This window comes from Pseudocitrobacter sp. 2023LY-00077 (assembly GCF_055796175.1).
On record NZ_JBSPEI010000022.1, the window covers coordinates 51,473 to 73,136 of the forward strand.

18 protein-coding genes are annotated in these 21,664 nt (G+C 55.0%); 2 read left to right on the plus strand and 16 right to left on the minus strand.

Going from position 1 to position 21,664, the window contains the following annotated elements; genetic code table 11:
- Positions 1-7: 7 nt before the first annotated feature.
- The 15 genes from thrP to trxA form a co-directional block, all read right to left on the minus strand.
- Positions 8-1,393 carry a bifunctional threonine/serine APC transporter ThrP gene (thrP, locus tag ACWWFX_RS22135; RefSeq protein ID WP_276223123.1) on the minus strand — a complete coding sequence of 462 codons (1,386 nt, stop codon included), beginning with the start codon at positions 1,391-1,393 and terminating at the stop codon, positions 8-10.
- 215 nt (positions 1,394-1,608) lie between these two features.
- Positions 1,609-2,349, minus strand: coding sequence for a lipopolysaccharide N-acetylmannosaminouronosyltransferase (gene wecG, locus ACWWFX_RS22140; RefSeq protein WP_276223125.1), 741 nt, complete (start codon positions 2,347-2,349; stop codon positions 1,609-1,611).
- Positions 2,350-2,360: 11 nt separating this feature from the next.
- The gene (gene wzyE / locus ACWWFX_RS22145; protein WP_276223127.1) at positions 2,361-3,701 is read right to left on the minus strand and encodes an ECA oligosaccharide polymerase; all 1,341 of its coding nucleotides are present in this window, start codon (positions 3,699-3,701) and stop codon (positions 2,361-2,363) included.
- Complete coding sequence (locus tag ACWWFX_RS22150; RefSeq protein WP_473224789.1) at positions 3,698-4,777, minus strand: TDP-N-acetylfucosamine:lipid II N-acetylfucosaminyltransferase; 1,080 nt, start codon at positions 4,775-4,777, stop codon at positions 3,698-3,700. Before ACWWFX_RS22150 ends, wzyE begins: the two co-directional genes overlap by 4 nt.
- Complete coding sequence (gene wzxE, locus ACWWFX_RS22155; protein WP_473224790.1) at positions 4,774-6,024, minus strand: lipid III flippase WzxE; 1,251 nt, start codon at positions 6,022-6,024, stop codon at positions 4,774-4,776. The genes ACWWFX_RS22150 and wzxE overlap by 4 nt, the downstream gene beginning before the upstream one ends.
- 1 nt (position 6,025) lies before the next feature.
- Complete coding sequence (gene rffA, locus ACWWFX_RS22160) at positions 6,026-7,156, minus strand: dTDP-4-amino-4,6-dideoxygalactose transaminase (protein ID WP_276223133.1); 1,131 nt, start codon at positions 7,154-7,156, stop codon at positions 6,026-6,028.
- Positions 7,157-7,160: 4 nt separating this feature from the next.
- Entirely contained in the window at positions 7,161-7,835 is a 675-nt protein-coding gene (rffC, locus tag ACWWFX_RS22165; RefSeq protein WP_473224791.1) for a dTDP-4-amino-4,6-dideoxy-D-galactose acyltransferase, read from the minus strand.
- The gene (gene rfbA, locus ACWWFX_RS22170; protein WP_276223137.1) at positions 7,813-8,694 is read right to left on the minus strand and encodes a glucose-1-phosphate thymidylyltransferase RfbA; all 882 of its coding nucleotides are present in this window, start codon (positions 8,692-8,694) and stop codon (positions 7,813-7,815) included. Before rfbA ends, rffC begins: the two co-directional genes overlap by 23 nt.
- A 17-nt stretch (positions 8,695-8,711) precedes the next feature.
- On the minus strand, positions 8,712-9,779 hold the full coding sequence (gene rffG / locus ACWWFX_RS22175; protein ID WP_473224792.1) for a dTDP-glucose 4,6-dehydratase: 1,068 nt from the start codon (positions 9,777-9,779) through the stop codon (positions 8,712-8,714).
- Entirely contained in the window at positions 9,776-11,038 is a 1,263-nt protein-coding gene (wecC, locus tag ACWWFX_RS22180; RefSeq protein WP_473224793.1) for a UDP-N-acetyl-D-mannosamine dehydrogenase, read from the minus strand. The genes rffG and wecC overlap by 4 nt, the downstream gene beginning before the upstream one ends.
- The gene (gene wecB / locus ACWWFX_RS22185; RefSeq protein WP_473224794.1) at positions 11,035-12,165 is read right to left on the minus strand and encodes a non-hydrolyzing UDP-N-acetylglucosamine 2-epimerase; all 1,131 of its coding nucleotides are present in this window, start codon (positions 12,163-12,165) and stop codon (positions 11,035-11,037) included. The genes wecC and wecB overlap by 4 nt, the downstream gene beginning before the upstream one ends.
- 57 nt (positions 12,166-12,222) lie before the next feature.
- Positions 12,223-13,269 carry an ECA polysaccharide chain length modulation protein gene (gene wzzE, locus ACWWFX_RS22190; protein WP_231825732.1) on the minus strand — a complete coding sequence of 349 codons (1,047 nt, stop codon included), beginning with the start codon at positions 13,267-13,269 and terminating at the stop codon, positions 12,223-12,225.
- 13 nt (positions 13,270-13,282) lie between these two features.
- On the minus strand, positions 13,283-14,386 hold the full coding sequence (gene wecA / locus ACWWFX_RS22195; protein WP_231825733.1) for a UDP-N-acetylglucosamine--undecaprenyl-phosphate N-acetylglucosaminephosphotransferase: 1,104 nt from the start codon (positions 14,384-14,386) through the stop codon (positions 13,283-13,285).
- Positions 14,387-14,623: 237 nt separating this feature from the next.
- Positions 14,624-15,883 (minus strand): transcription termination factor Rho, encoded by a 1,260-nt coding sequence (gene rho / locus ACWWFX_RS22200; RefSeq protein WP_001054528.1) that lies wholly within the window; start codon positions 15,881-15,883, stop codon positions 14,624-14,626.
- 331 nt (positions 15,884-16,214) lie between these two features.
- Positions 16,215-16,544: a thioredoxin TrxA gene (gene trxA / locus ACWWFX_RS22205; protein ID WP_004386384.1), complete on the minus strand. Its 330-nt coding sequence runs from the start codon at positions 16,542-16,544 to the stop codon at positions 16,215-16,217.
- 142 nt (positions 16,545-16,686) lie between these two features.
- On the opposite strand from trxA, the gene rhlB reads away from it, so the two are divergent.
- Entirely contained in the window at positions 16,687-17,952 is a 1,266-nt protein-coding gene (gene rhlB / locus ACWWFX_RS22210) for an ATP-dependent RNA helicase RhlB (protein ID WP_015966456.1), read from the plus strand.
- A 6-nt stretch (positions 17,953-17,958) separates the two neighbouring features.
- Positions 17,959-19,443: a guanosine-5'-triphosphate,3'-diphosphate diphosphatase gene (gppA, locus tag ACWWFX_RS22215; protein WP_473224795.1), complete on the plus strand. Its 1,485-nt coding sequence runs from the start codon at positions 17,959-17,961 to the stop codon at positions 19,441-19,443.
- A gap of 95 nt (positions 19,444-19,538) precedes the next feature.
- On the opposite strand, the gene rep is transcribed toward gppA, so the two are convergent.
- The gene (gene rep / locus ACWWFX_RS22220; protein WP_276223150.1) at positions 19,539-21,560 is read right to left on the minus strand and encodes a DNA helicase Rep; all 2,022 of its coding nucleotides are present in this window, start codon (positions 21,558-21,560) and stop codon (positions 19,539-19,541) included.
- Between the last annotated feature and the right edge of the window lie 104 nt (positions 21,561-21,664).

The window sequence follows — 21,664 nt, forward strand, 5'->3', positions numbered from 1 at the left end:
TTGTCGCTTATTTCTCCACTTTTTGCAGATCTACGCCCCGATTCAGGCCAAAAACTTTATAAACCAGCGTGACAAGCGCCAAAAAGAGAATGCCGACAAATAGCGACATGCGGGTATCTTCGTTGATTCCCATGCCGATCAGCACACAAACCAGGAACGCCATCGTTAAATAGTTGGCCCACGGGAAGAGCAACGAGCGGAACGGATGGCTGGCAATCGCTTCTTTGTGCGCACGACGGAAGCGAATCTGGCTAATCAGAATGACAAACCACGGTACCATCCCCGGCAGGACGCTGGCGCTATACACGTAAACGAACACGCGCTGCGGATTAGGAATAATGTAGTTGAGGCAGGAGCCAATCAGCAGAATCACAATAGAAAGCGCCACGCCCGCCGCCGGAACACCGCTGCGCGATACTTTCGCCATCGCCGCCGGAAGCTGACGGTTCTTCGCCAGCGCGTAGAGCATACGCCCACAGCTATACATCCCGCTGTTACAGCCTGAGAGCGCCGCCGTCAGCACCACAAAGTTAATAATCCCCGCCGCCGCGGTAATACCAATCTTGGCGAAGGTCAGAACAAACGGGCTGCCATTGGTGCCGATTTCATTCCACGGGAAGATGGTGACAATGACAAAGATAGCGCCAACATAGAAAATCAGGATGCGCCACAGCACTTTACCTACCGCACTGCGCAGTGTGACCTGCGGGTTTTTCGCTTCACCCGCTGTCATACCGATCAATTCAACGCCCTGATACGAGGCGACCACGATACAGAGCGCCGTCAGGAAGCCTTTCCAGCCGCCCGCAAAGAAGCCGCCGTGTGCCGTCAGGTTTTCAAAACCAATCGAATGGCCACCGTTACCGAAGCCGAAGAAGATCACGCCGAGGCCAATCACAATCATTACAATGATGGTGGTGACTTTGATCATCGCGAACCAGAATTCGATTTCGCCGTACAGACGCACCGCCGCCAGGTTCGCCAGCGCCACCAGCCCGACAGCAATCAGCGCCGGGATCCACTGCGCCATATCCGGGAACCAGAACTGTACGTAGACGCCAATAGCGGTAATTTCCGAGATCCCCACTGCCATCCACATAAACCAGTAGGACCAGGCCGTGAGATAACCAAAGAACGGGCTCATATAGCGGTGTGCGTAAACAGCGAACGACCCGGTGACCGGCTCGATAAACAGCATTTCACCCATTGATCGCATGATGAAGAAGACAAATACGCCAGCCAGAATATAGGCCAGCAGTACGGACGGACCTGCCCACTTCAGCGTGCTTGCGGCGCCCATAAACAGGCCGACACCAATGGTGCCGCCAAGGGCGATTAATTCGATGTGACGGGCTTCCAGACCGCGCTGGAGCTCCGGTTTTTTCTCTGCCATAAATCCTCTTGTGTTTGCATGATTTCCGGTCATTGCCGGTTATTTTTATGTGTAAAACGCATAACGCTTACAGGTAGGGGGATATCAAAAAACAGACGGATTTTCCATCAAGGGGGCGAATGGTTTAACAATTTTTGATAAATGGCAAATAAAGTATTAAATATGTGAATGAATCGCGCAAATATTGCGCAACCATTCACATTTTCAGGAAGGGATTACAGCTGATTGGTGTAGTGCCAGCGCAGATAGCGCAGCAGGCGAAGCTGGCGGGTAATGCGGCTTGGCTGTGAAAGCAGGCGGTAAAGCCACTCCAGCCCCAGATTCTGCCAGAACTTCGGCGCGCGCTTCACGTGGCCGGTAAAGACATCGTAGGTGCCGCCCACGCCCATATAGAGCGCATCCGGATAGATTTCGCGACAGTCGCGCATCAGGATCTCCTGCTTAGGCGAGCCCATGGCAACAGTGACGATTTTCGCCCCGCTGTCGCGAATGCGCTCAAACAGCGCCTGCCGTTGTTCCGGTTTAAAGTAGCCGTCCTGCGTGCCGACCAGATTTACATTCCACTGCTGACGCAGCTTCGCTTCCGTCTGAGCCATCACTTCCGGTTTGCCGCCCACCAGAAAGACCGGCGTACCTTCTCTGCCCGCGCGTTCCATCAAGGCTTCCCAGAGATCGGCGCCAGCCACGCGCGACACGTCCGCCTGCGGGTATTTTTTGCGTACCGAGCGCACCACGCTAATGCCATCGGCATATTTATATTCCGCCGCGTTAATCAGCGCGCGAACTTCGGCGTTATCTTCCGCCGTTAGCATCTTCTCGGCGTTAATCGCTACCAGCGTGCCGCTTTTGAGCTGCCCATCGGCATACAGAAAGTCCAGCGCATGCTGCATGTTGCGCCAGCCGACAAGCTTCAGACCGCGCAGCTCGTAGGTTGGCGCGGTATGTGAATCAGTCATGAGTATCCTTTTCAAACATGCTTAAACTGTTTAAATCGCTGGTGAACCAGCCCCGCACTTTCAAACAGCCAGTACAACAATTTTGCCACCAGTAAACAGAGGCCGAAAACAACCAGGAAAAAGACCACGCGCGAAACGAATGAATCCAGCCCTTCCCTTGCCAACACAATCATATTGAAGATAGCGCCAAAACAGAAACTGTGAAGAATGGCGGCTTTATAGCGGTTGGTCTCTTCATTGCCGAGCATGTAGAGCCAGTCGAACCACTTAATGATAAGCCCGACCACGACCGCACCCAGCGGGATAAACCAAACGCCGCCCATCACCACCAGCGAACCAATCAGCGTCGGCGAAATCGCCAGCCCGGAGTGGTTATTCAGGACTTCCCAGGTGAAGTAGTTAGCGGTATTAAGCACAATGCCAGGGCGATCAGGCCAAAGCCAGGTCGGGATGAAAACATAGAAGTCGCGCGCAATCGGCGCCAGCCCCTGGAAATCAATTTTGTCGTAGTTCTGCAACAACAGCGCCAGGTTTTCCCACGGCGAGAAGGTATCACGCGTCAGATAAAGGAACGTGTAGAACGCTTCATCGCCGCTCACGTTCATGCCATAGCGCTTCAGCGCCAGCCAGAACATGCCGACAATCCCCATCACGCCCGCCGCCGCCAGCATCCACAGAGAGATCCAGCCGCGAATAATGCCAATAAACAGGAAGATGGCGAAGGCGATAATAATGTTCGCGCGCGTGCCGCCGACGATGGCGTAAGTCAGTAAACCAAATGCCACGGTGCTTAGCAGGAAGAAGATCCACGCTTTCCAGCCAGGGCGCAGGAAGTAAACCACCAGCATCGCCGGGATAAAGAAGTAGAAGAAACGCTTCAGTGCCACGCCGGAAACTTCGCTGGAAAAAATCTGGCTATAGGAACGCAGCTTGAACAGCAGGAAGCCGTTATGCATAAAGAAGATGCCGACCGTCAGCAACGCCAGCCCCATCAGCAGGACCCATGTCAGATTAGTTTCCACCCGGTTCATGGTAAACAGCGGCCTGCGCGGTGCGCGGGACGCAGCCGGACGCAGACGGGTTTTGTAACTGACGTAGTACACGGCGTAGAAACAGACCGAGGCCAGCAGCGTTTGCAGCAGAACTTCCGGGGGCGCAACGCCAACGTCGAAGCGGAACACCAGCGTGCAGGTGAGCGGGAAGCCGAAGAAGAACGTCAGTAAAAACAGCAACGAGAAGAAAACGTTGAAGTTAAAACGCACCCGGCGGAATTCAAACCACGTGAGCGTGCCGATAAACAGCGATGACAGCAGCCAGACGACAAACAGACCGGTGAATTGCATTTCCGTCATGTCGGCTCTCCAGCGGCTAAACGCAGGGCACGATGCCAGGGCTCAAGATAGTTCGGGCGGAAGAAAGCGATCGCGCTTTTATCGACCAGCGCCAGCTGGCGCTGGGCTTCGCGCACGACCGCTTCATCCAGCGCATCTTCGGTAAACAGCACCGGGATGTGCTGCTCGGTCATATCCTGCCAGAAGGGATTCTGCCGGTTGAGCACGCAGGGTACACCCGCCTGGATCAACAGACACAGCGTGCCAATGCCCTGCTGGCGGGCAAAAATGAAATAGCCCAGGTCGCAGCGGCGTAATAACGCCAGATAGTCGTTAAATTCCAGCTTTTCGCTGAGGATTTGCAGATTTTCTTCGCTGAACAGCGCCAGGCCAGCGGCACGAACTTCGTTAATGTACGCGTCGTTATTGGCCGGATATCCCATCGGCACAATCACCGTGACCGTGTCGCCAAACTGCTGATGAACCGCCTTTAACGCGGCGACATGCTCGTTACTGCGATCGCCAGAGTTCCCCACCAGAATGGTGAGTTTCCCGCTACGCAGCGCATCCGACGCCAGCGTGTTTAACGCCGGGTCCATGCGCGTCGGGAAGTAGAGCAGCTCGCCGGGCACGCGTGGGTGCAAACGGGAAAAATAGCTGAGATCGCCGCGCGTCGCGAACACGCGCCCCACCCGCCCTTGCGCCATGCGGCGTAACGGATAGAACAGACGGAACTTCAGCCCCTGAGAGACCTCGTAGAGATCCGCTCCCCAGATGTGCCAGCTAACCTGTGCGGGTTTGATACCGCCGCTCAGCAGCGCCAACCACAGGCCAGTATTGAACTGACCGTGGAAAAAGAAATGCTGCGCGCGTGACGCTTTCGCCCGCGCCACTACCGCTTTCGCCAGCGTCGCTTTATCGGGGTAACACTCGATGGCCAGGGCGGGAAATGCCGCCGCAAGGCTTTCGTCGCGACTCACCACCATAAACCGACGCGCATGTTCACTTACGCTCGCCAGTTCTTCGGCAAAGAAACGCAGTACGGTCTGGTTGTGGTGAGGGATATCCGATCCCAGTACATGTATCAGTGCTGTCATAGCCGTTTACGCCAGATTAAAAACGCGCCGCAACAAAGGGCGAAATAAACAATGTAGGTTGCCATATAGGCTTGTGCCGCGCCCAGCGCACCGTGCGCCGGGATCAGCCAGTGTGAAAACGCGGTAAGTAGCGTGAACTGGCTGATTTCCGCAAGGATATACAGGCGCAGCGACGCTTTGGCAATCACCAGATAACCGAATACATAAGCGCCGACTTTCAGCACATCGCCCACCAGCTGCCACGCGAAAAGATCGCGCATGGCGGCAAACTTCGCGGAGAAGAGCAGCCAGATAGCAAAATCGCGCAGTAACCAGACGGTAAAGCTCGCCGCCGCAACAGCGGGTAAGACAAACTTCAGCGAGCGAAGAATTTCGCGGGTGATCTCCGATTTGCCCGTTAAGCGCGATAACGTGGGCAGCAGATAGACGCTAAAAGACGCGGTAATAAATTGCAGATAGGCGTCGGAGATACTGCTCACCCCTTGCCAGATCCCCACTTCATCCCAGCTGTAATGCGCCGCCATCAGGTTTCGCATCATCACATACGCCACGGGGAGCGTGACCGAGGTGATGAGCGCCATCAGGGTGAATTTACCTAATTGCCCGGCAAGCCACTTATCCCACTGCGGCTTCAGATATCCCCACGGAAGGGTAGCGCGATGCGTCAACATTACCGCCGCCGGAATAACAATCAGCGCCGGCACCAGCGCCAGGCCAAGCAGCGCGCCCTGATAGCCGCCAAAGCGATAACACGCGTAATAGGCCACGACGCCGATAACGCTCCCGGCAATCAGCGAAAGCGCATTGCCCGCCGCATCGCGAAAGCCTTTCATCAATGCCAGTAGCAGGTTCGCCCACGCGATGCCCATCTGCACCAGCGCAACCAGACGCACCAACCCCTGATAATCCGTGTGACCAAATAGGCCCTGGCTGATAGGTGCGGCAGCCAGCAGGAAAACGATGGCGAGCAACGTGGAAAAACCCAGCACCATCGCCGACGAGGTACCAACCACTTTACGCAGCTGCGCCGGGTCGTCATGATGTTGGGCAACAAATTTCGTAACGCCGTTAAAAATCCCTGCGCCCGCCAGCACGCCAAGTACGGTAACCATCTGACGGAAGTTGCCCGCCTGCCCCACGCCCGACGGCCCGAATGACACCGCCAGCAGTTTGACCACCAGCAGGCCGACGCCAATTTTTACCAGCGTGGACGCGGCGGTCCACACGGAAGCTTTAGCCAGCGACATATCAGGCGAAGTAATTCAGCAGCGTATTGATCACCGTACGCTGATTGACCGCCGCCAGATTGTAGAACAGCGGCAGACGGAGCAAACGCTCGCTTTCCTGGGTGGTGAAACGATCTTCCCCATGGAATTCACCAAACTTCTCACCTGCCGGGCAAGCATGCAGCGGAATGTAATGGAAGACCGCCAGAATCTCTGCTTCTTTGAGGAAGGCGATTAGCTTGCTGCGATCGTCGTTATCGCGCAGCTTGATATAGAACATGTGCGCATTGTGACCGCAGTTTTCCGGTACCGACGGCAGCTCAATACGCCCGGCTTTCGCCAGTGGTTGCAGCGCGTCGTAATAGGTTTGCCACAGCGCCAGGCGCTGTTGGTTAATGCGTTCCGCCGCTTCCAGCTGTGCCCACAGATACGCCGCCTGCAAATCCGACATCAGGTAGCTGGAGCCGATATCACGCCAGGTGTATTTATCCACCAGGCCACGGAAAAACTGGCTGCGGTTGGTGCCTTTCTCGCGGATGATCTCCGCACGTTCCACCAGCGCTTTATCGTTGATTAACGTCGCGCCGCCTTCCCCGCCCGCGGTGTAGTTTTTGGTTTCATGGAAGCTAAAGCAGCCAATATGACCGATAGATCCCAGCGCGCGGCCTTTGTAGGTCGACATCACGCCCTGCGCGGCGTCTTCCACCACAAACAGATTATGCTTTTTCGCGATGGCCATAATGGTGTCCATTTCACAGGCCACACCCGCATAATGCACCGGTACAATCGCGCGGGTTTTGTCGGTGATCGCCGCTTCAATCAGCGTTTCGTCGATGTTCATGGTGTCTTTACGCACATCCACAAAGACGATTTTGGCTCCGCGCAGGACAAACGCGTTGGCGGTGGAAACGAAGGTGTAGCTGGGCATGATCACTTCATCGCCCGGCTGAATATCCAGCAGCAGCGCCGCCATCTCCAGCGATGCGGTGCAGGACGGCGTCAGCAGCACTTTCGCGCTACCAAAATGCTGCTCCATCCACTGCTGGCAGCGACGGGTAAACCCCCCATCGCCACACAGTTTGCCGCTGCCCATCGCGGATTGCATATAGTCGAGTTCGGTTCCCACCACCGGCGGGGCGTTAAATGGAATCATGGTGTCACCTGTATAACCAGTATGCGGTGCTGACAATGTTCGCCCCGCTTTGAATGTAGCGTTTCAGTGCTGTGGTATTGCCGATTTGCGTCGCAACCCGCAGCGTCGACAGGCCGCGCGTCTGCGCCCAGCACAGTGCCGCCTGCATTAATTCTGCCCCCGCGCCGCGCCCGGCCAACAGGCCAATACGCGCTTCGCTGCCGTTCACTTCACGCAGAGAAACAAATGCACGGATCGTGCCGTCATCGTGGCGAAAAACCAGGCATTGATCGTCGAATGTACCTTTTACGGCATTTTCAATCCACTGCGCGTAAAAGCGCCCACTGGCGTCGATGGCATACCACGGCACGCGAAAACGGCTTTGCGCGAATGCCTGCGCGGCAAGCTGGCGGAGTTGCGGAATATCGTCAACCTTCGCCACTTCGGCAGATGAATGGACAACGGCTTTAACCGGCAGCGCCAAATCCACCTCACCTTCCACCAGTTGAAAACCCAGCTGTTGCAACGCATCCAGTTGGTCCGTCTGATGGGCGGCAATTTTCGCCTGCACGCGTGACCAGCCGTTCAGCGCTTCAGGCGTCATCGGCGCGGCCTGTTCGTCAAAACAAACCTTCGCGCTGTTAATGCCGAAGAACTGGTTTTCCCAGTTCAGCGGTTCAATACTGGCGCGGACGGGCACGGAGCAGCTCCAGCAGATATTGGCCGTAGCCTGTTTTGGCGAGCTGAGCGGCGGCGCGCTTAACGCCTTCGTCATCCAGCCAGCCGTTGCGCCAGGCGATCTCTTCCAGACAGGCAATTTTGAATCCCTGTCGTTTTTCTACCGTCTGCACGAACATACTCGCTTCAATCAGGCTGTCGTGCGTGCCGGTATCAAGCCAGGCAAAGCCACGCCCCAGCAGCTCAACGGTGAGTTTCCCTTCTTCCAGGTACATCTGGTTGATTGAGGTAATCTCCAGCTCACCGCGCTCAGACGGTTTTACCCGTTTCGCATACTCCACTACGTTACTGTCGTAGAAATAGAGGCCGGTTACCGCCCAGTTGGATTTTGGCTGCTTCGGTTTTTCTTCCAGCGAAATCGCGCGGAAGTTGTCGTCAAACTCCACCACACCAAAACGTTCCGGGTCCATCACCTGATAGCCAAAGACCGTTGCGCCTTCGGTGCGCATAGCGACGCTGCGTAATTTCGGGCTAAAGCCCTGGCCGAAGAAGATGTTATCGCCCAGCACCAGGCAAGAAGGTTCGCCATTGAGGAACGTTTCGCCAATGATAAACGCCTGCGCCAGCCCATCCGGGCTCGGTTGTTCTGCATATTCGAGATGAATACCGAATTCGCTGCCGTCGCCCAGCAGGCGCTGGAAGTAGCCTTTATCCTCAGGCGTGGTAATAATCAGAATGTCGCGGATCCCCGCCAGCATCAACACTGACAGCGGATAGTAGATCATCGGCTTATCATAAACAGGCAGTAGCTGTTTCGATACGCCGCGCGTAATAGGGTGCAGGCGAGTACCAGACCCGCCAGCCAGAATAATACCTTTCATCCGTTTTCTCCTCCGGGTTAACCCTTCAGACCTAAACGTTCGCCCTGATAGCTGCCGTCCTGCACCTGTTTCCACCAGGTTTCGTTGGCAAGATACCATTGCACGGTTTTGCGCATTCCGCTCTCGAATGTCTCTTCAGGCACCCAGCCCAGCTCACGTTCGATTTTCGACGCATCGATTGCATAACGCAGATCGTGCCCCGGACGGTCAGCAACATAGGTGATGAGATCGCGATAGTGTGCAACGCCCTGCGGTTTCTGCGGCACCAGTTCTTCGAGCAGAGCGCAAATAGTCTCGACCACCTCAAGGTTTTTACGCTCGTTATGGCCGCCGATATTGTAGGTTTCGCCTACGACGCCCTCCGTCGCCACCCGATAAAGCGCTCGCGCATGGTCATCCACATACAGCCAGTCGCGGATCTGCTGACCATTGCCGTACACAGGTAGCGGTTTCCCCGCCAACGCGTTGAGGATCATTAACGGGATCAGTTTTTCCGGGAAGTGATACGGACCATAGTTATTGGAACAGTTGGTGATAAGCGTTGGCAGCCCATAGGTACGCAGCCATGCGCGCACCAGATGGTCGCTGCTTGCCTTCGACGCGGAATAAGGGCTGCTGGGCGCGTACGGCGTGGTTTCGGTAAAGAAATCCTCCGCGGAATGCAGATCGCCATACACTTCGTCGGTCGAGATATGATGGAAGCGAAACACTGATTTTTCGTCATCAGCCAGCGTACTCCAGTAGCTTCTCGCCGCTTCCAGCAATGTATAAGTACCCACGATATTGGTTTCGATAAAAGCGGCCGGGCCGTCAATAGAGCGATCGACGTGGCTTTCCGCCGCCAGATGCATCACCGCATCCGGCTGGTATTCGTCAAAGACGCGCGTAAGCGCCGCGCTGTCACAGATATCGACCTGTTCGAATGCAAAACGCGCACTATTGGCGACGGGGGCCAGCGACGCCAGATTTCCCGCATAGGTCAGTTTATCAACAACCACGACGGCATCCGCCGTCTGTTCGATGATGTGACGAACGACCGCTGAACCAATAAACCCAGCCCCACCGGTGACCAGAATCCGTTTCAACGCCACACCCCTTTCGCATCAACGATAAAGGGCTGAGTCACGTTCTCGGCGGCGATGGCTTTAAATTCATTGTGATCGACCAGCATGACGATCACGTCGGCCTGAGCCAGCGCGTCAGCGGTGGAAACCAGCGTACACAGCCCGTCGAGTTTTTTCGGCAACTGATGAATGTTCGGTTCGACGACCAGCGTTTCACCGGCGTGCCATTGGGCAATCAGTTCGGCGATTTCCATTGCCGGGCTTTCACGCAGGTCATCAATGTTTGGTTTAAATGCCAGCCCGAAGCAGGCAATTTTCAGTTCGCTGGCGCGTTTGTTGGTCGCCGCGAGGCAATCCGCCACGTTGGCTTTGACCTGGTCAATCACCCAGAATGGTTTGTGATCGTTTACTTCGCGGGCGGTGCGAATCAGACGCGCCTGCTGCGGATTCTGCGCCACGATAAACCACGGGTCGACGGCAATGCAGTGTCCGCCCACACCAGGGCCCGGTTGCAGGATGTTCACGCGCGGGTGACGGTTCGCCAGGCGAATCAGTTCCCAGACGTTGATCTCCTGATCGGCGCAAATCAGCGAAAGTTCGTTGGCAAAGGCGACGTTAACGTCGCGGAAGCTGTTTTCCGTCAGCTTGCACATCTCCGCCGTGCGGGCGTTAGTCACCACACATTCACCTTCGAGGAAAATGTTGTACAGCTCGCTGGCGCGCGCGGAGCACACCGGCGTCATACCACCAATGACGCGGTCATTTTTGATGAGCTCGACCATCACCTGCCCCGGCAATACGCGCTCCGGGCAGTAGGCGATGTTAATATCCGCCTGCTCGCCCGCCTGCTGCGGGAAGGTAAGATCCGGGCGCAAATCAGCCAGCCAGGCAGCCATTTGCTCCGTTGCGCCCACCGGCGAGGTTGACTCAAGTATCACCAGCGCGCCTTTTTTCAGCACCGGCGCAATCGACTTCGCCGCCGCTTCAACAAAGACCATATCCGGCTCATGATCGCCTTTAAACGGCGTCGGCACGGCAATCAGATAGGCATCCGCTTCTACCGGGGTGGTGGTCGCGCGCAGATGGCCTGCGCTTACCGCCGTCTTCACAACTTTGTCGAGGTCTGGCTCAACGATATGAATTTCGCCACGGTTAATCGTATCAACCGCGTGTTGGTTGATATCCACGCCGATGACCTCTTTTTGCCGGGAAGCAAAGGCCGCCGCAGTAGGGAGGCCAATATAGCCAAGACCAATTACCGAGATGGTAGAGAAACTCATAGCGTTACCTGATTATTTTTAAGGGCTGATAAGATACGTTCGCATGCCTGGCCGTCACCGTACGGGTTGTGTGCGCGGCTCATCGCCTGATATTCGTTTTCATCGTGCAGCAAGCGCGACACTTCTTCGACAATTCGACGGCTGTCGGTGCCCACCAGGCGTACCGTGCCGGCATCAATCGCTTCCGGGCGTTCGGTGGCGTCACGCATCACCAGTACCGGTTTACCCAACGACGGCGCTTCTTCCTGAATACCGCCGGAATCGGTGAGGATAAGCCAGGCGTGATTCATCAGCCAGACGAAAGGCAGGTAATCCTGCGGCTCAATCAGAATGACGTTTTCCACATGCCCCAGAATGCGGTTTACCGGCTCGCTGACGTTCGGGTTCAGGTGCACCGGGTAGACAATTTGCACGTCCGGGTGGGTGGCGGCGATTTCAGCCAGCGCATGGCAGATCTGTTCAAATCCACGGCCAAAACTTTCGCGGCGATGGCCGGTAACCAGAATCATCTTTTTACCGTTGGCTAAGAAAGGATAGCGCTGTGACAACTCATTGCGCAGCGTTTCGTTGCTCAGCACGCGATCGCGCACCCAAAACAGCGCATCGATGACCGTGTTGCCGGTGACAAAAATACGCGTGTCAGCAATGTTCTCTTTCAGCAGATTCTGGCGCGACGTTTCCGTGGGCGCGAAGTGATACATGGCCAGGTGCCCGGTCAGGGTGCGGTTGGCTTCTTCCGGCCACGGAGAGTAGAGATTACCGGTTCGCAGCCCGGCTTCGACGTGACCGACCGGAATACGTTGATAGAAAGCGGCCAGACTCGCGGCAGCGGTGGTCGTGGTGTCGCCGTGCACCAGCACGACGTCCGGTTTGAATGATTCCAGAACCGGCTTTAATCCTTCCAGGATTCGGCAGGTAATTTCCGTCAGCCCCTGACCCGGACTCATAATATTGAGGTCGTAATCAGGGACGATAGAGAAGAGATTTAGCACCTGATCGAGCATCTCACGATGCTGTGCGGTGACACAGACTTTGGCCTCAAAATGAGGATCTCTTGCCAGCGCATGAACCAGAGGCGCCATCTTGATCGCCTCCGGACGCGTACCAAATACAGTCAGTACTTTCACATCGATTCTCTTCGATTGGATGAGACAGGCCCATCGCCCTTCATTATGACGATGCAGTTACTGGACGCGACGACGCGTCAGCGCAACACCCGCACCGACCAGCGCACCTACGATACCCCACATCGCCATCAGGAATGCGCGGCGTGGGCTGGTGCGTTTTACAGGTTCTTCTGGCGTACGCAAATAACGATATGTCTGAAAGCGCGGGTCGAGTGTTGGGCCAACATTGAGCGTGTTGAGCATGGCGCGACCCTGATCGTAATCCAGATCGTAGGTCGGCCCGCTGGCCTGAAGGTTTTCCAGACGCGCCTGCAACATCGGGCGGCCCAGCATGAACAGTTCGGAATCCGGGAGTTCCTCGGCGGGAACGTCCGTTTCGCTGCGGGAAATATTGTGTTGCTCCGCGACTTTCAGCGCAGATTCTACACTATGGATGCGGCGCTTAAAGATGGTCTGCGCCACTTCTTCCTGGCGTTTGACCTGCGCTTTCATTTGGATAGTGCGCGCCGCCCAGGCACCTTTGAGCTCATCGTTAAGATGACCCGCCGCTCGCTGGCTGGCGAATGCCACGTACTGGCGCAACAGGTTGTTGGCGTCCGGCGCGGTTTCCGCCGTCAGCTTCACGCTGTCGCTCACGCTTTTAAGCACGTCGCCCGGCATAAACTGAATGTCGTTGATAAGATCATCAAGCAACGCCGCATCGGCGCGAGAATTCCCCACCATGCGCTGCTTGTAGTAATCGGTCTGCGACCAGAAATCGCGACGCGTATCCCATGAGGCGAGTTGCATGATGAACTCTTTATACGCCTCATCCATTACCGAAGGCTGGATAGTGCCTGCCGGACTCGCCTTCGCATCAAGATTACGCAGGAATTGCTGTTGGGAATAGTAGCCGCCCAGCATGTTCACCGTTGGGCGATCGGTGATCGCCGTAGCGCTCCACTCCTGACGGGCAAAAAAGGTATAAATCAGGACGATGACGGCAAACAGAACCGCAAAGCCAATAATCCAACGTTTTCCCGACCACAACGCGCGAAACAGACCGCGAATATCCAGTTCATTCTCAGCACCTTGCAGCGGCGCTTTCGGTAATGGTTGAGTCATTACATCCCCAGTATTACTTGGTTAAGTTTTGTGTTTTGCCACTGTTGCGGCGCATTCTGCGCTTCACGCGTTTGATAAAACGCGCCACTTTCCACGCTCTTTTGATGCAGTAACCATACAGGAAAAAAGCAGCCAAAAATAATATCAGCATGGCCCATTCCGGCACGATGTGAGTATACTCCGCGGCCACACCAATGGAGGCCAGAAGCGCAGCGGCAAGCGTAATTAGGACAAATGCCTGACGGGAAGTAAAACCGGCGCGCATGATCAGGTGATGAATGTGCTGGCGGTCTGGAGAGAATGGGCTCATCCCTTTGCGCAGACGACGATACATGATGGCAACCATGTCCATCAACGGAATCGCAATAATCCACAAGGCCGTAACCGGACTAATCGGGTGACGCTGACCCTGCGTGGTTTCCAGCAGGATCCAGATAACGGTAAAGCCGATAAGCGTACTGCCCGCATCCCCCATAAAGACTTTATAACGGCGGCCAAGGATACCGAGGTTGAGCATGATATACGGCAGAATGGCGGCGATCATCGCAAAGCACCACATCGCCAGGCTGGTCTGTCCGTCAAACCACAGAATCAGTCCCATCGCCGCAAAGGAGACGCAGGAAAGCCCGCCCAGCAGGCCATCAATACCATCCACCATATTAAAGGCGTTGATGGCGGCCCACACGGCGAACAGCGTCAGGAAGAAACCGAACGGCCCCAACACCAGCTCCCAGGAACCAAAGATATAGCCCAGGCTGCTAAGATAGAGTTTGCCCACCACCATCATCACGATGCCGATCAGCGCCTGAATCGTGGCGCGGATTTTGACACTGATGTCAAAGCGGTCATCCAGCGCGCCGATAAAGACCAGAACGCCGGCACAGGCCAGGTAGAGTTCAGCGTGAGGGATGTAGTAATCCACGATACCGAAGGTGAAGCAGATCCCTGCGTACACAGAAATCCCGCCAACCAGCGGAATTAATCCCTGGTGACGCTTACGGTAGTTAGGTTTGTCCACCAAACCCACTTTTTTCGCTGCTTTGCGCGCAAAAAAGAGGAACAGGGTCGTGAACAAGAAAATACTGATCAGATCAGCACCGACGGTCAGCAAACTCACAATATATACTCGCAGAGAATATTAATAGCGAAAGTATACCCACGATAGGCCTTCATCAGAAGAGGAAGTCGGATGAGATTTGCCGAAAATCGACTGATTTACAACCAATTCTACGAACAAAGCAATCCTGTCGCCGTAAAGGATAACTATCAGTGATAAATTTGTTATTAATTGACAGTATGGAACTGCAAAACAAAAACGCCACGCAAAGCGTGGCGTTTTTCTACTCAACGATGTTTACGAACGTTTCATCATGTCGAAGAAGTCGTCGTTGGTTTTGGTCATCGCCAGTTTATTGATGAGGAATTCCATCGCATCGATTTCGCCCATCGGGTGAATGATTTTGCGCAGGATCCACATTTTCTGCAGCTCTTCCTGAGTGGTGAGCAGCTCTTCTTTACGGGTACCGGAACGGTTGTAGTCGATAGCCGGGAAGACGCGTTTTTCAGCAATCTTACGAGAGAGGTGCAGTTCCATGTTACCTGTACCTTTAAACTCTTCGTAGATAACTTCGTCCATTTTGGAACCGGTATCGATCAGCGCCGTTGCGATGATGGTCAGGCTGCCGCCCTCTTCCACGTTACGCGCCGCACCGAAGAAGCGTTTCGGACGATGCAGGGCGTTGGCGTCCACACCACCGGTCAACACTTTACCGGAAGCCGGAACGACGGTGTTGTAGGCACGCGCCAGACGGGTGATGGAGTCGAGCAGAATGATAACGTCTTTCTTGTGCTCAACCAGGCGTTTCGCCTTCTCGATAACCATTTCCGCAACCTGAACGTGGCGAGATGCCGGTTCATCAAAGGTAGAAGCGACAACTTCACCTTTTACCAGACGCTGCATCTCGGTCACTTCTTCCGGACGTTCGTCAATCAGCAGTACCATCAGTACGCAGTCTGGGTGGTTGTAGGCGATGCTCTGCGCGATGTTCTGCAGCAGCATAGTTTTACCAGCTTTCGGCGGTGCCACAATCAGACCACGCTGACCACGGCCAATTGGCGAGGCCAGATCCAGCACACGTGCGGTTAAGTCTTCGGTAGAACCGTTACCACGTTCCATACGCAGACGAGAGTTTGCGTGCAGCGGGGTCAAGTTCTCGAACAGGATCTTGTTGCGCGAGTTTTCCGGCTTATCGTAGTTAACTTCGTTAACTTTCAACAGCGCAAAGTAACGCTCACCCTCTTTCGGAGGACGAATCTTACCAGAGATGGTATCACCTGTGCGGAGGTTGAAACGGCGGATTTGGCTGGGGGAAACGTAGATGTCATCAGGACCGGCGAGGTAGGAGCTGTCTGCAGAGCGGAGGAAACCAAATCCATCCTGCAATATCTCCAGTACGCCATCACCAAAGATATCTTCGCCACTCTTTGCGTGCTGCTTCAGGATGGCAAAAATAATGTCCTGCTTGCGCATACGAGCCTGGTTTTCCAGCCCCATATTTTCGCCGAGAGTGATCAGCTCAGAAACCGGCGTATTCTTTAATTCGGTAAGATTCATAATGGTGTGGGTTCTTAAACTCGGGGTAATACTCGAACTTAATGTTGTGAATGGTATGGCAGGGTCATCCATGCCTGTTTACGGCCATCAACTCATGTCTGTTCGCGGTCTGGTAACAAGAGCGTACACAGAGCTGAAACGACAAGACGGAAAGAGTGACAAGCCAGGAATCTGTCAACTTCACGCGTTGTACCAACGGGAAGTATCGGGTCGAACAAGATTCAAACAAAGATATGTTTAAAACGAAGTCAAAGTTAACTTAGCACGACTGAAGCCGGGCGTCCAGAGTCCTGGCTATTTTAGGACCACTGCACGCCCGTATAAGGATCTCTTACGCCAGGTTAGCGTCGAGGAACTCTTTCAGCTGACCTTTGGACAGTGCGCCCACTTTGGTTGCAGCCACTTCGCCGTTTTTGAACAGCAGCAGGGTTGGGATACCACGAATGCCATACTTTGGCGCGGTGCCCGGGTTCTGATCGATGTTCAGTTTAGCAACGGTCAGTTTACCCTGATACTCGTCAGCGATTTCATCCAGAATCGGGGCGATCATTTTGCACGGACCACACCACTCTGCCCAGAAATCGACGAGTGTCAGCCCGTCAGCTTTGAGTACGTCCGTGTCAAAACTGTCGTCAGTCAGGTGAATAATTTTATCGCTCATATATAACTCCACAGGAATAAGCCTGATGTGTTGTGTAGCATTAATCAACGGCGTGTTGATTCTACTTTCGCCAACAAAGGTTGACGTTATTTCACCGGATACGCTTTCTTAATGCAATAGTAAGCTGATATTCTACCACACTATGAGCAAAACACATTTAACAGAACAGAAGTTTTCCGACTTCGCCCTGCACCCGAAGGTGATTGAAGCCCTTGAAACTAAAGGGTTTCATAATTGTACGCCCATTCAGGCACTCGCACTCCCGCTGACGCTGGCGGGCCGTGACGTTGCCGGGCAGGCGCAAACCGGTACCGGGAAAACGATGGCGTTTCTGACGTCGACGTTTCATTATCTTCTTTCTCACCCGGCAATTGCTGACCGCCAGGTGAACCAACCGCGCGCGCTGATCATGGCGCCGACGCGTGAGCTCGCCGTGCAGATTCACGCCGATGCCGAGCCGCTGGCTCAGGCAACGGGCCTGAAACTGGGGCTGGCCTACGGCGGCGACGGCTACGATAAACAGCTGAAAGTGCTGGAAAGCGGCGTCGATATTCTTATCGGCACCACCGGCCGTCTGATCGACTACGCGAAGCAAAACCATATTAACCTCGCGGCAATTCAGGTTGTTGTGCTGGATGAAGCCGATCGCATGTACGATCTGGGCTTCATTAAAGATATCCGCTGGCTGTTCCGTCGTATGCCACCAGCAAACCAGCGCCTGAACATGCTGTTCTCTGCCACCCTTTCTTACCGTGTTCGCGAACTGGCGTTCGAACAGATGAACAACGCCGAATACGTTGAAGTCGAGCCTGAGCAGAAAACGGGCCACCGTATTAAAGAAGAGCTCTTCTATCCTTCTAACGAAGAAAAAATGCGTTTGCTGCAAACGCTGTTAGAAGAAGAGTGGCCAGATCGCACCATTATCTTCGCCAACACCAAGCACCGTTGTGAAGATATCTGGGGTAGCCTGGCGGCAGATGGCCATCGCGTAGGTCTGCTGACCGGCGACGTGGCGCAGAAAAAACGTCTGCGTATTCTCGAAGAATTTACCCGTGGCGACCTCGATATTCTGGTTGCGACCGACGTTGCTGCGCGCGGCCTGCATATTCCTGCCGTTACGCACGTCTTTAACTACGATCTTCCGGACGACTGCGAAGACTACGTTCACCGCATTGGCCGTACCGGTCGCGCGGGTGCGCGCGGTCACTCCATCAGCCTCGCCTGTGAAGAGTATGCGCTGAACCTGCCGGCGATTGAGACCTATATCGGTCACTCCATTCCGGTCAGTAAGTACAACCCCGATGCGCTGTTAACCGATCTGCCGAAACCGTTACGTCTGACGCGCGTGCGTCAGGGCAATGGTCCGCGCCGTTCCGGTGCGCCGCGTAATCGTCGTCGTTCAGGTTAAAAGAATATGCCCAGCTCCACCTCGCTGTATGCAGCTATAGACCTTGGTTCCAATAGTTTCCATATGCTGGTTGTTCGTGAGGTGGCTGGAAGTATTCAGACGCTGACGCGCATCAAGCGCAAAGTCCGTCTGGCTGCTGGCCTCAGCAGCGACAATATTCTGTCGGCGGAAGCGATGGAGCGCGGGTGGCAATGCCTGCGCCTGTTTGCCGAACGTTTACAGGATATTCCCCAACCGCAAATTCGCGTCGTCGCAACCGCAACGCTTCGTCTGGCCGTTAATGCACAAGACTTCCTCGATAAAGCGCAGGAGATTCTTGGCTGCCCGGTGCAGGTGATTCGCGGTGAAGAAGAAGCGCGCCTGATTTATCAGGGTGTCGCACACACGACAGGCGGCGACGATCGTCGTCTGGTCGTGGATATCGGCGGCGCCAGTACCGAGCTGGTCACGGGCAAAGGTGCGCAAACCACCTCGCTGTTCAGCCTGTCGATGGGCTGCGTCACCTGGCTTGAGCGTTTCTTTACCGATCGTAATCTGGCGCAGGAAAACTTCGACGAAGCGGAAAAAGCCGCGCGCGATGTGCTGCGTCCGGTCGCTGATGAGCTGCGTACGCACGGCTGGAAAGTGTGCGTGGGGGCGTCTGGTACGGTACAGGCGTTGCAGGAAATTATGATGGCGCAGGGGATGGACGAGCGCATAACGCTTGCCAAACTTCAGCAGTTAAAACAGCGCGCGATTCAGTGCGGACGTCTGGAAGAGCTGGAAATCGAAGGTCTGACGCTGGAACGCGCGTTAGTGTTCCCGAGCGGTCTGGCGATTTTAATCGCCATTTTCACTGAGCTGAATATCCAGTGTATGACGCTGGCCGGGGGCGCCCTGCGCGAAGGCCTGGTTTACGGCATGCTGCATCTGGCGGTGGACGAAGACATCCGCAGCCGCACGCTGCGCAACGTGCAGCGCCGGTTTATTGTCGACACCGAACAGGCTGCGCGCGTGTCGCAGCTGGCGTCTCACTTTGCCGATCAAATCGAAAAACAGTGGGATATTGAGCCATTAAGCCGTGAACTGCTGCTAAGTGCATGTCATCTTCATGAAATTGGTTTGAGCGTCGATTTCAAACAAGCGCCAGCACATGCGGCGTATCTGGTACGTAATCTTGATTTGCCAGGCTTTACGCCCGCGCAGAAAAAACTGCTGGCGACGCTGCTGCTCAACCAAACCAACGCTATCGATCTCTCGTCGCTGCATCAGCAAAATGCCGTGCCGCCACGCGTGGCCGAGCATCTGTGTCGTCTGCTGCGCCTGGCGATTATTTTTGCCAACCGCCGCCGCGACGACCTTTTGCCGCAAATCACGCTTACAGCCAATGAAGAGACGTTGACGCTGAGACTACCTGCGGGCTGGCTGGAACATCATCCGCTGGGTAAAGAGATTGTCGATCAGGAGTGTCAGTGGCAGAGCTATGTGCACTGGCCATTGATTGTAGAGTAAAAAAGCTGGTGTCGGATGGCGCTTCGCTTATCCGACCTGCAGAGAATTTTTGCTATATCAGGCCGGGTAAGGCGAGGCTGCTCCCCGGCACTGTTTTATTGACCGCGTTTTGCCGCCATCATCGCTTTCAGATTCGCCAGATGGCTCTGCCCTTTCTGCATTCGCTCTTCCGCGCTGACCACTTTACGTTCCTGCTCCCACTGTAAATCATCCTGCGGAAGTTCCAGTAAAAAGCGGCTCGGCTCCGGGCGCACCAGTTCGCCGTACTGACGGCGCTCTTTGCACAGGGTAAAGATCAGCTCTTTCTGCGCGCGGGTAATACCCACGTAGGCCAGACGGCGCTCTTCATCAACGTTATCTTCATCGATACTACTCTGGTGCGGCAATAACCCCTCTTCCATCCCGACCAGGAACACATACGGGAATTCCAGGCCTTTTGACGCGTGCAGGGTCATCAGTTGCACCTGATCCAGCTCTTCCTCGCTTTCCCCGCGCTCCATCATATCGCGCAGCGTAAAGCGGGTGACCACCTGCGTCAGCGTCATCGGTTCGTCGATTTCACTGCCTTCCAGCATTTCCGTCATCCAGCCAAACAGCGTGTTGACGTTTTTCATGCGCATTTCGGCGGCTTTTGGGCTGGCGGAGGTTTCAAACAGCCAGGACTCGTAATCAATGCCGTGGATAAGGTCGCGCACCGCCGCGATAGGTTCACGTTCGGATAGACGCTGCACTTCACCTAACCACTGAGTGAAACGGGTTAAGGATTCGTACCCGCGCCCGGTGAGCGTCTGCGTCAGGCCCATATCAAAACTGGCGGCAAACAGGCTTTTGTTGCGGGTCATCGCCCACTCACCCAGCTTTTGCATTGTTGCCGCGCCGATTTCACGCTTCGGCGTGTTGACGATACGCAGGAACGCGCTGTCGTCGTCCGGGTTGGTCAGCACGCGCAGATACGCCAGCAGATCTTTAATTTCCGGACGCGAGAAAAACGACGTGCCACCGGAAATTTTGTACGGGATGCGGTTCTGCATCAGGAATTTTTCGAACACCCGCGACTGGTGGTTGCCGCGATAAAGGATGGCGTAATCCTTATACTGCGTTTTGTTCACGAAGTGATGGGCGATCAGCTCGCCGGTTACGCGCTCGGCTTCATGCTCTTCATTGTTGGCACTCAGCACTTTGAGCTCTTTCCCATAACCCAGCTCAGAGAACAGGCGTTTTTCAAAGACGTGCGGGTTATTGGCGATCAGGATATTCGCCGCTTTCAGGATGCGTCCGGAGGAACGGTAGTTCTGCTCAAGCTTAATCACCTGAAGAGCAGGGAAATCCTCACTCAGCAGTACCAGGTTTTGCGGACGCGCGCCGCGCCAGGAGTAAATCGACTGGTCATCGTCACCTACCACAGTAAAACGCGCCCGTTGCCCCACCAGCAGCTTCACCAGTTCATACTGGCTGGTGTTGGTATCCTGATATTCGTCCACCAGCAAATAGCGAATCTTGTTCTGCCAGCGCTCGCGCACCTCTTCATTACGTTGCAGCAGCAGCGTCGGCAGTAAAATCAGATCATCGAAGTCGAGCACGTTGCACGCTTTCATATGCGCGTCGTACAGGCCATAGCAGTGGGCAAAAATACGATCCCGCTCGCCTTTCGCGCCAGCCGCCGCCTGCGCGGGTGATTTCAGATCGTTTTTCCAGTTGGAGATCGTCGAGATCAGCTGTTGCAGCTGCACTTTATCGTCTTCGATCAACCCTTCGGTGAGATCCTTCAGCAGGGCGACCTGATCCGTATCGTCAAAGAGAGAGAAGTTGGATTTCATTCCCAATGCGGCGTATTCGCGTTTGATGATATCCAGCCCCAGGGTATGGAACGTCGAGATCATCAGGCCGCGCGCCTCTTTGCGCCCCAGCGTCTGCGCGACACGCTCTTTCATCTCGCGCGCCGCCTTATTGGTAAAAGTGACCGCAGCGATGTGTCGCGCCTGATAGCCGCATTGATGGATCAGGTGGGCGATTTTATTGGTGATCACGCGAGTCTTACCGGAACCCGCGCCCGCCAGCACCAGGCAGGGGCCGGTAACGAATTCGACAGCTTGTTGTTGGCCGGGGTTTAAACGCATAGGAATATTGCTCAATCTTCGAACGGGGGGAGGATTGTAGCAGAAAGTTGCGCTGAGATTTACCCGCCGAATGGTAAAGTGTTGAACAGTACAACACGATGAGA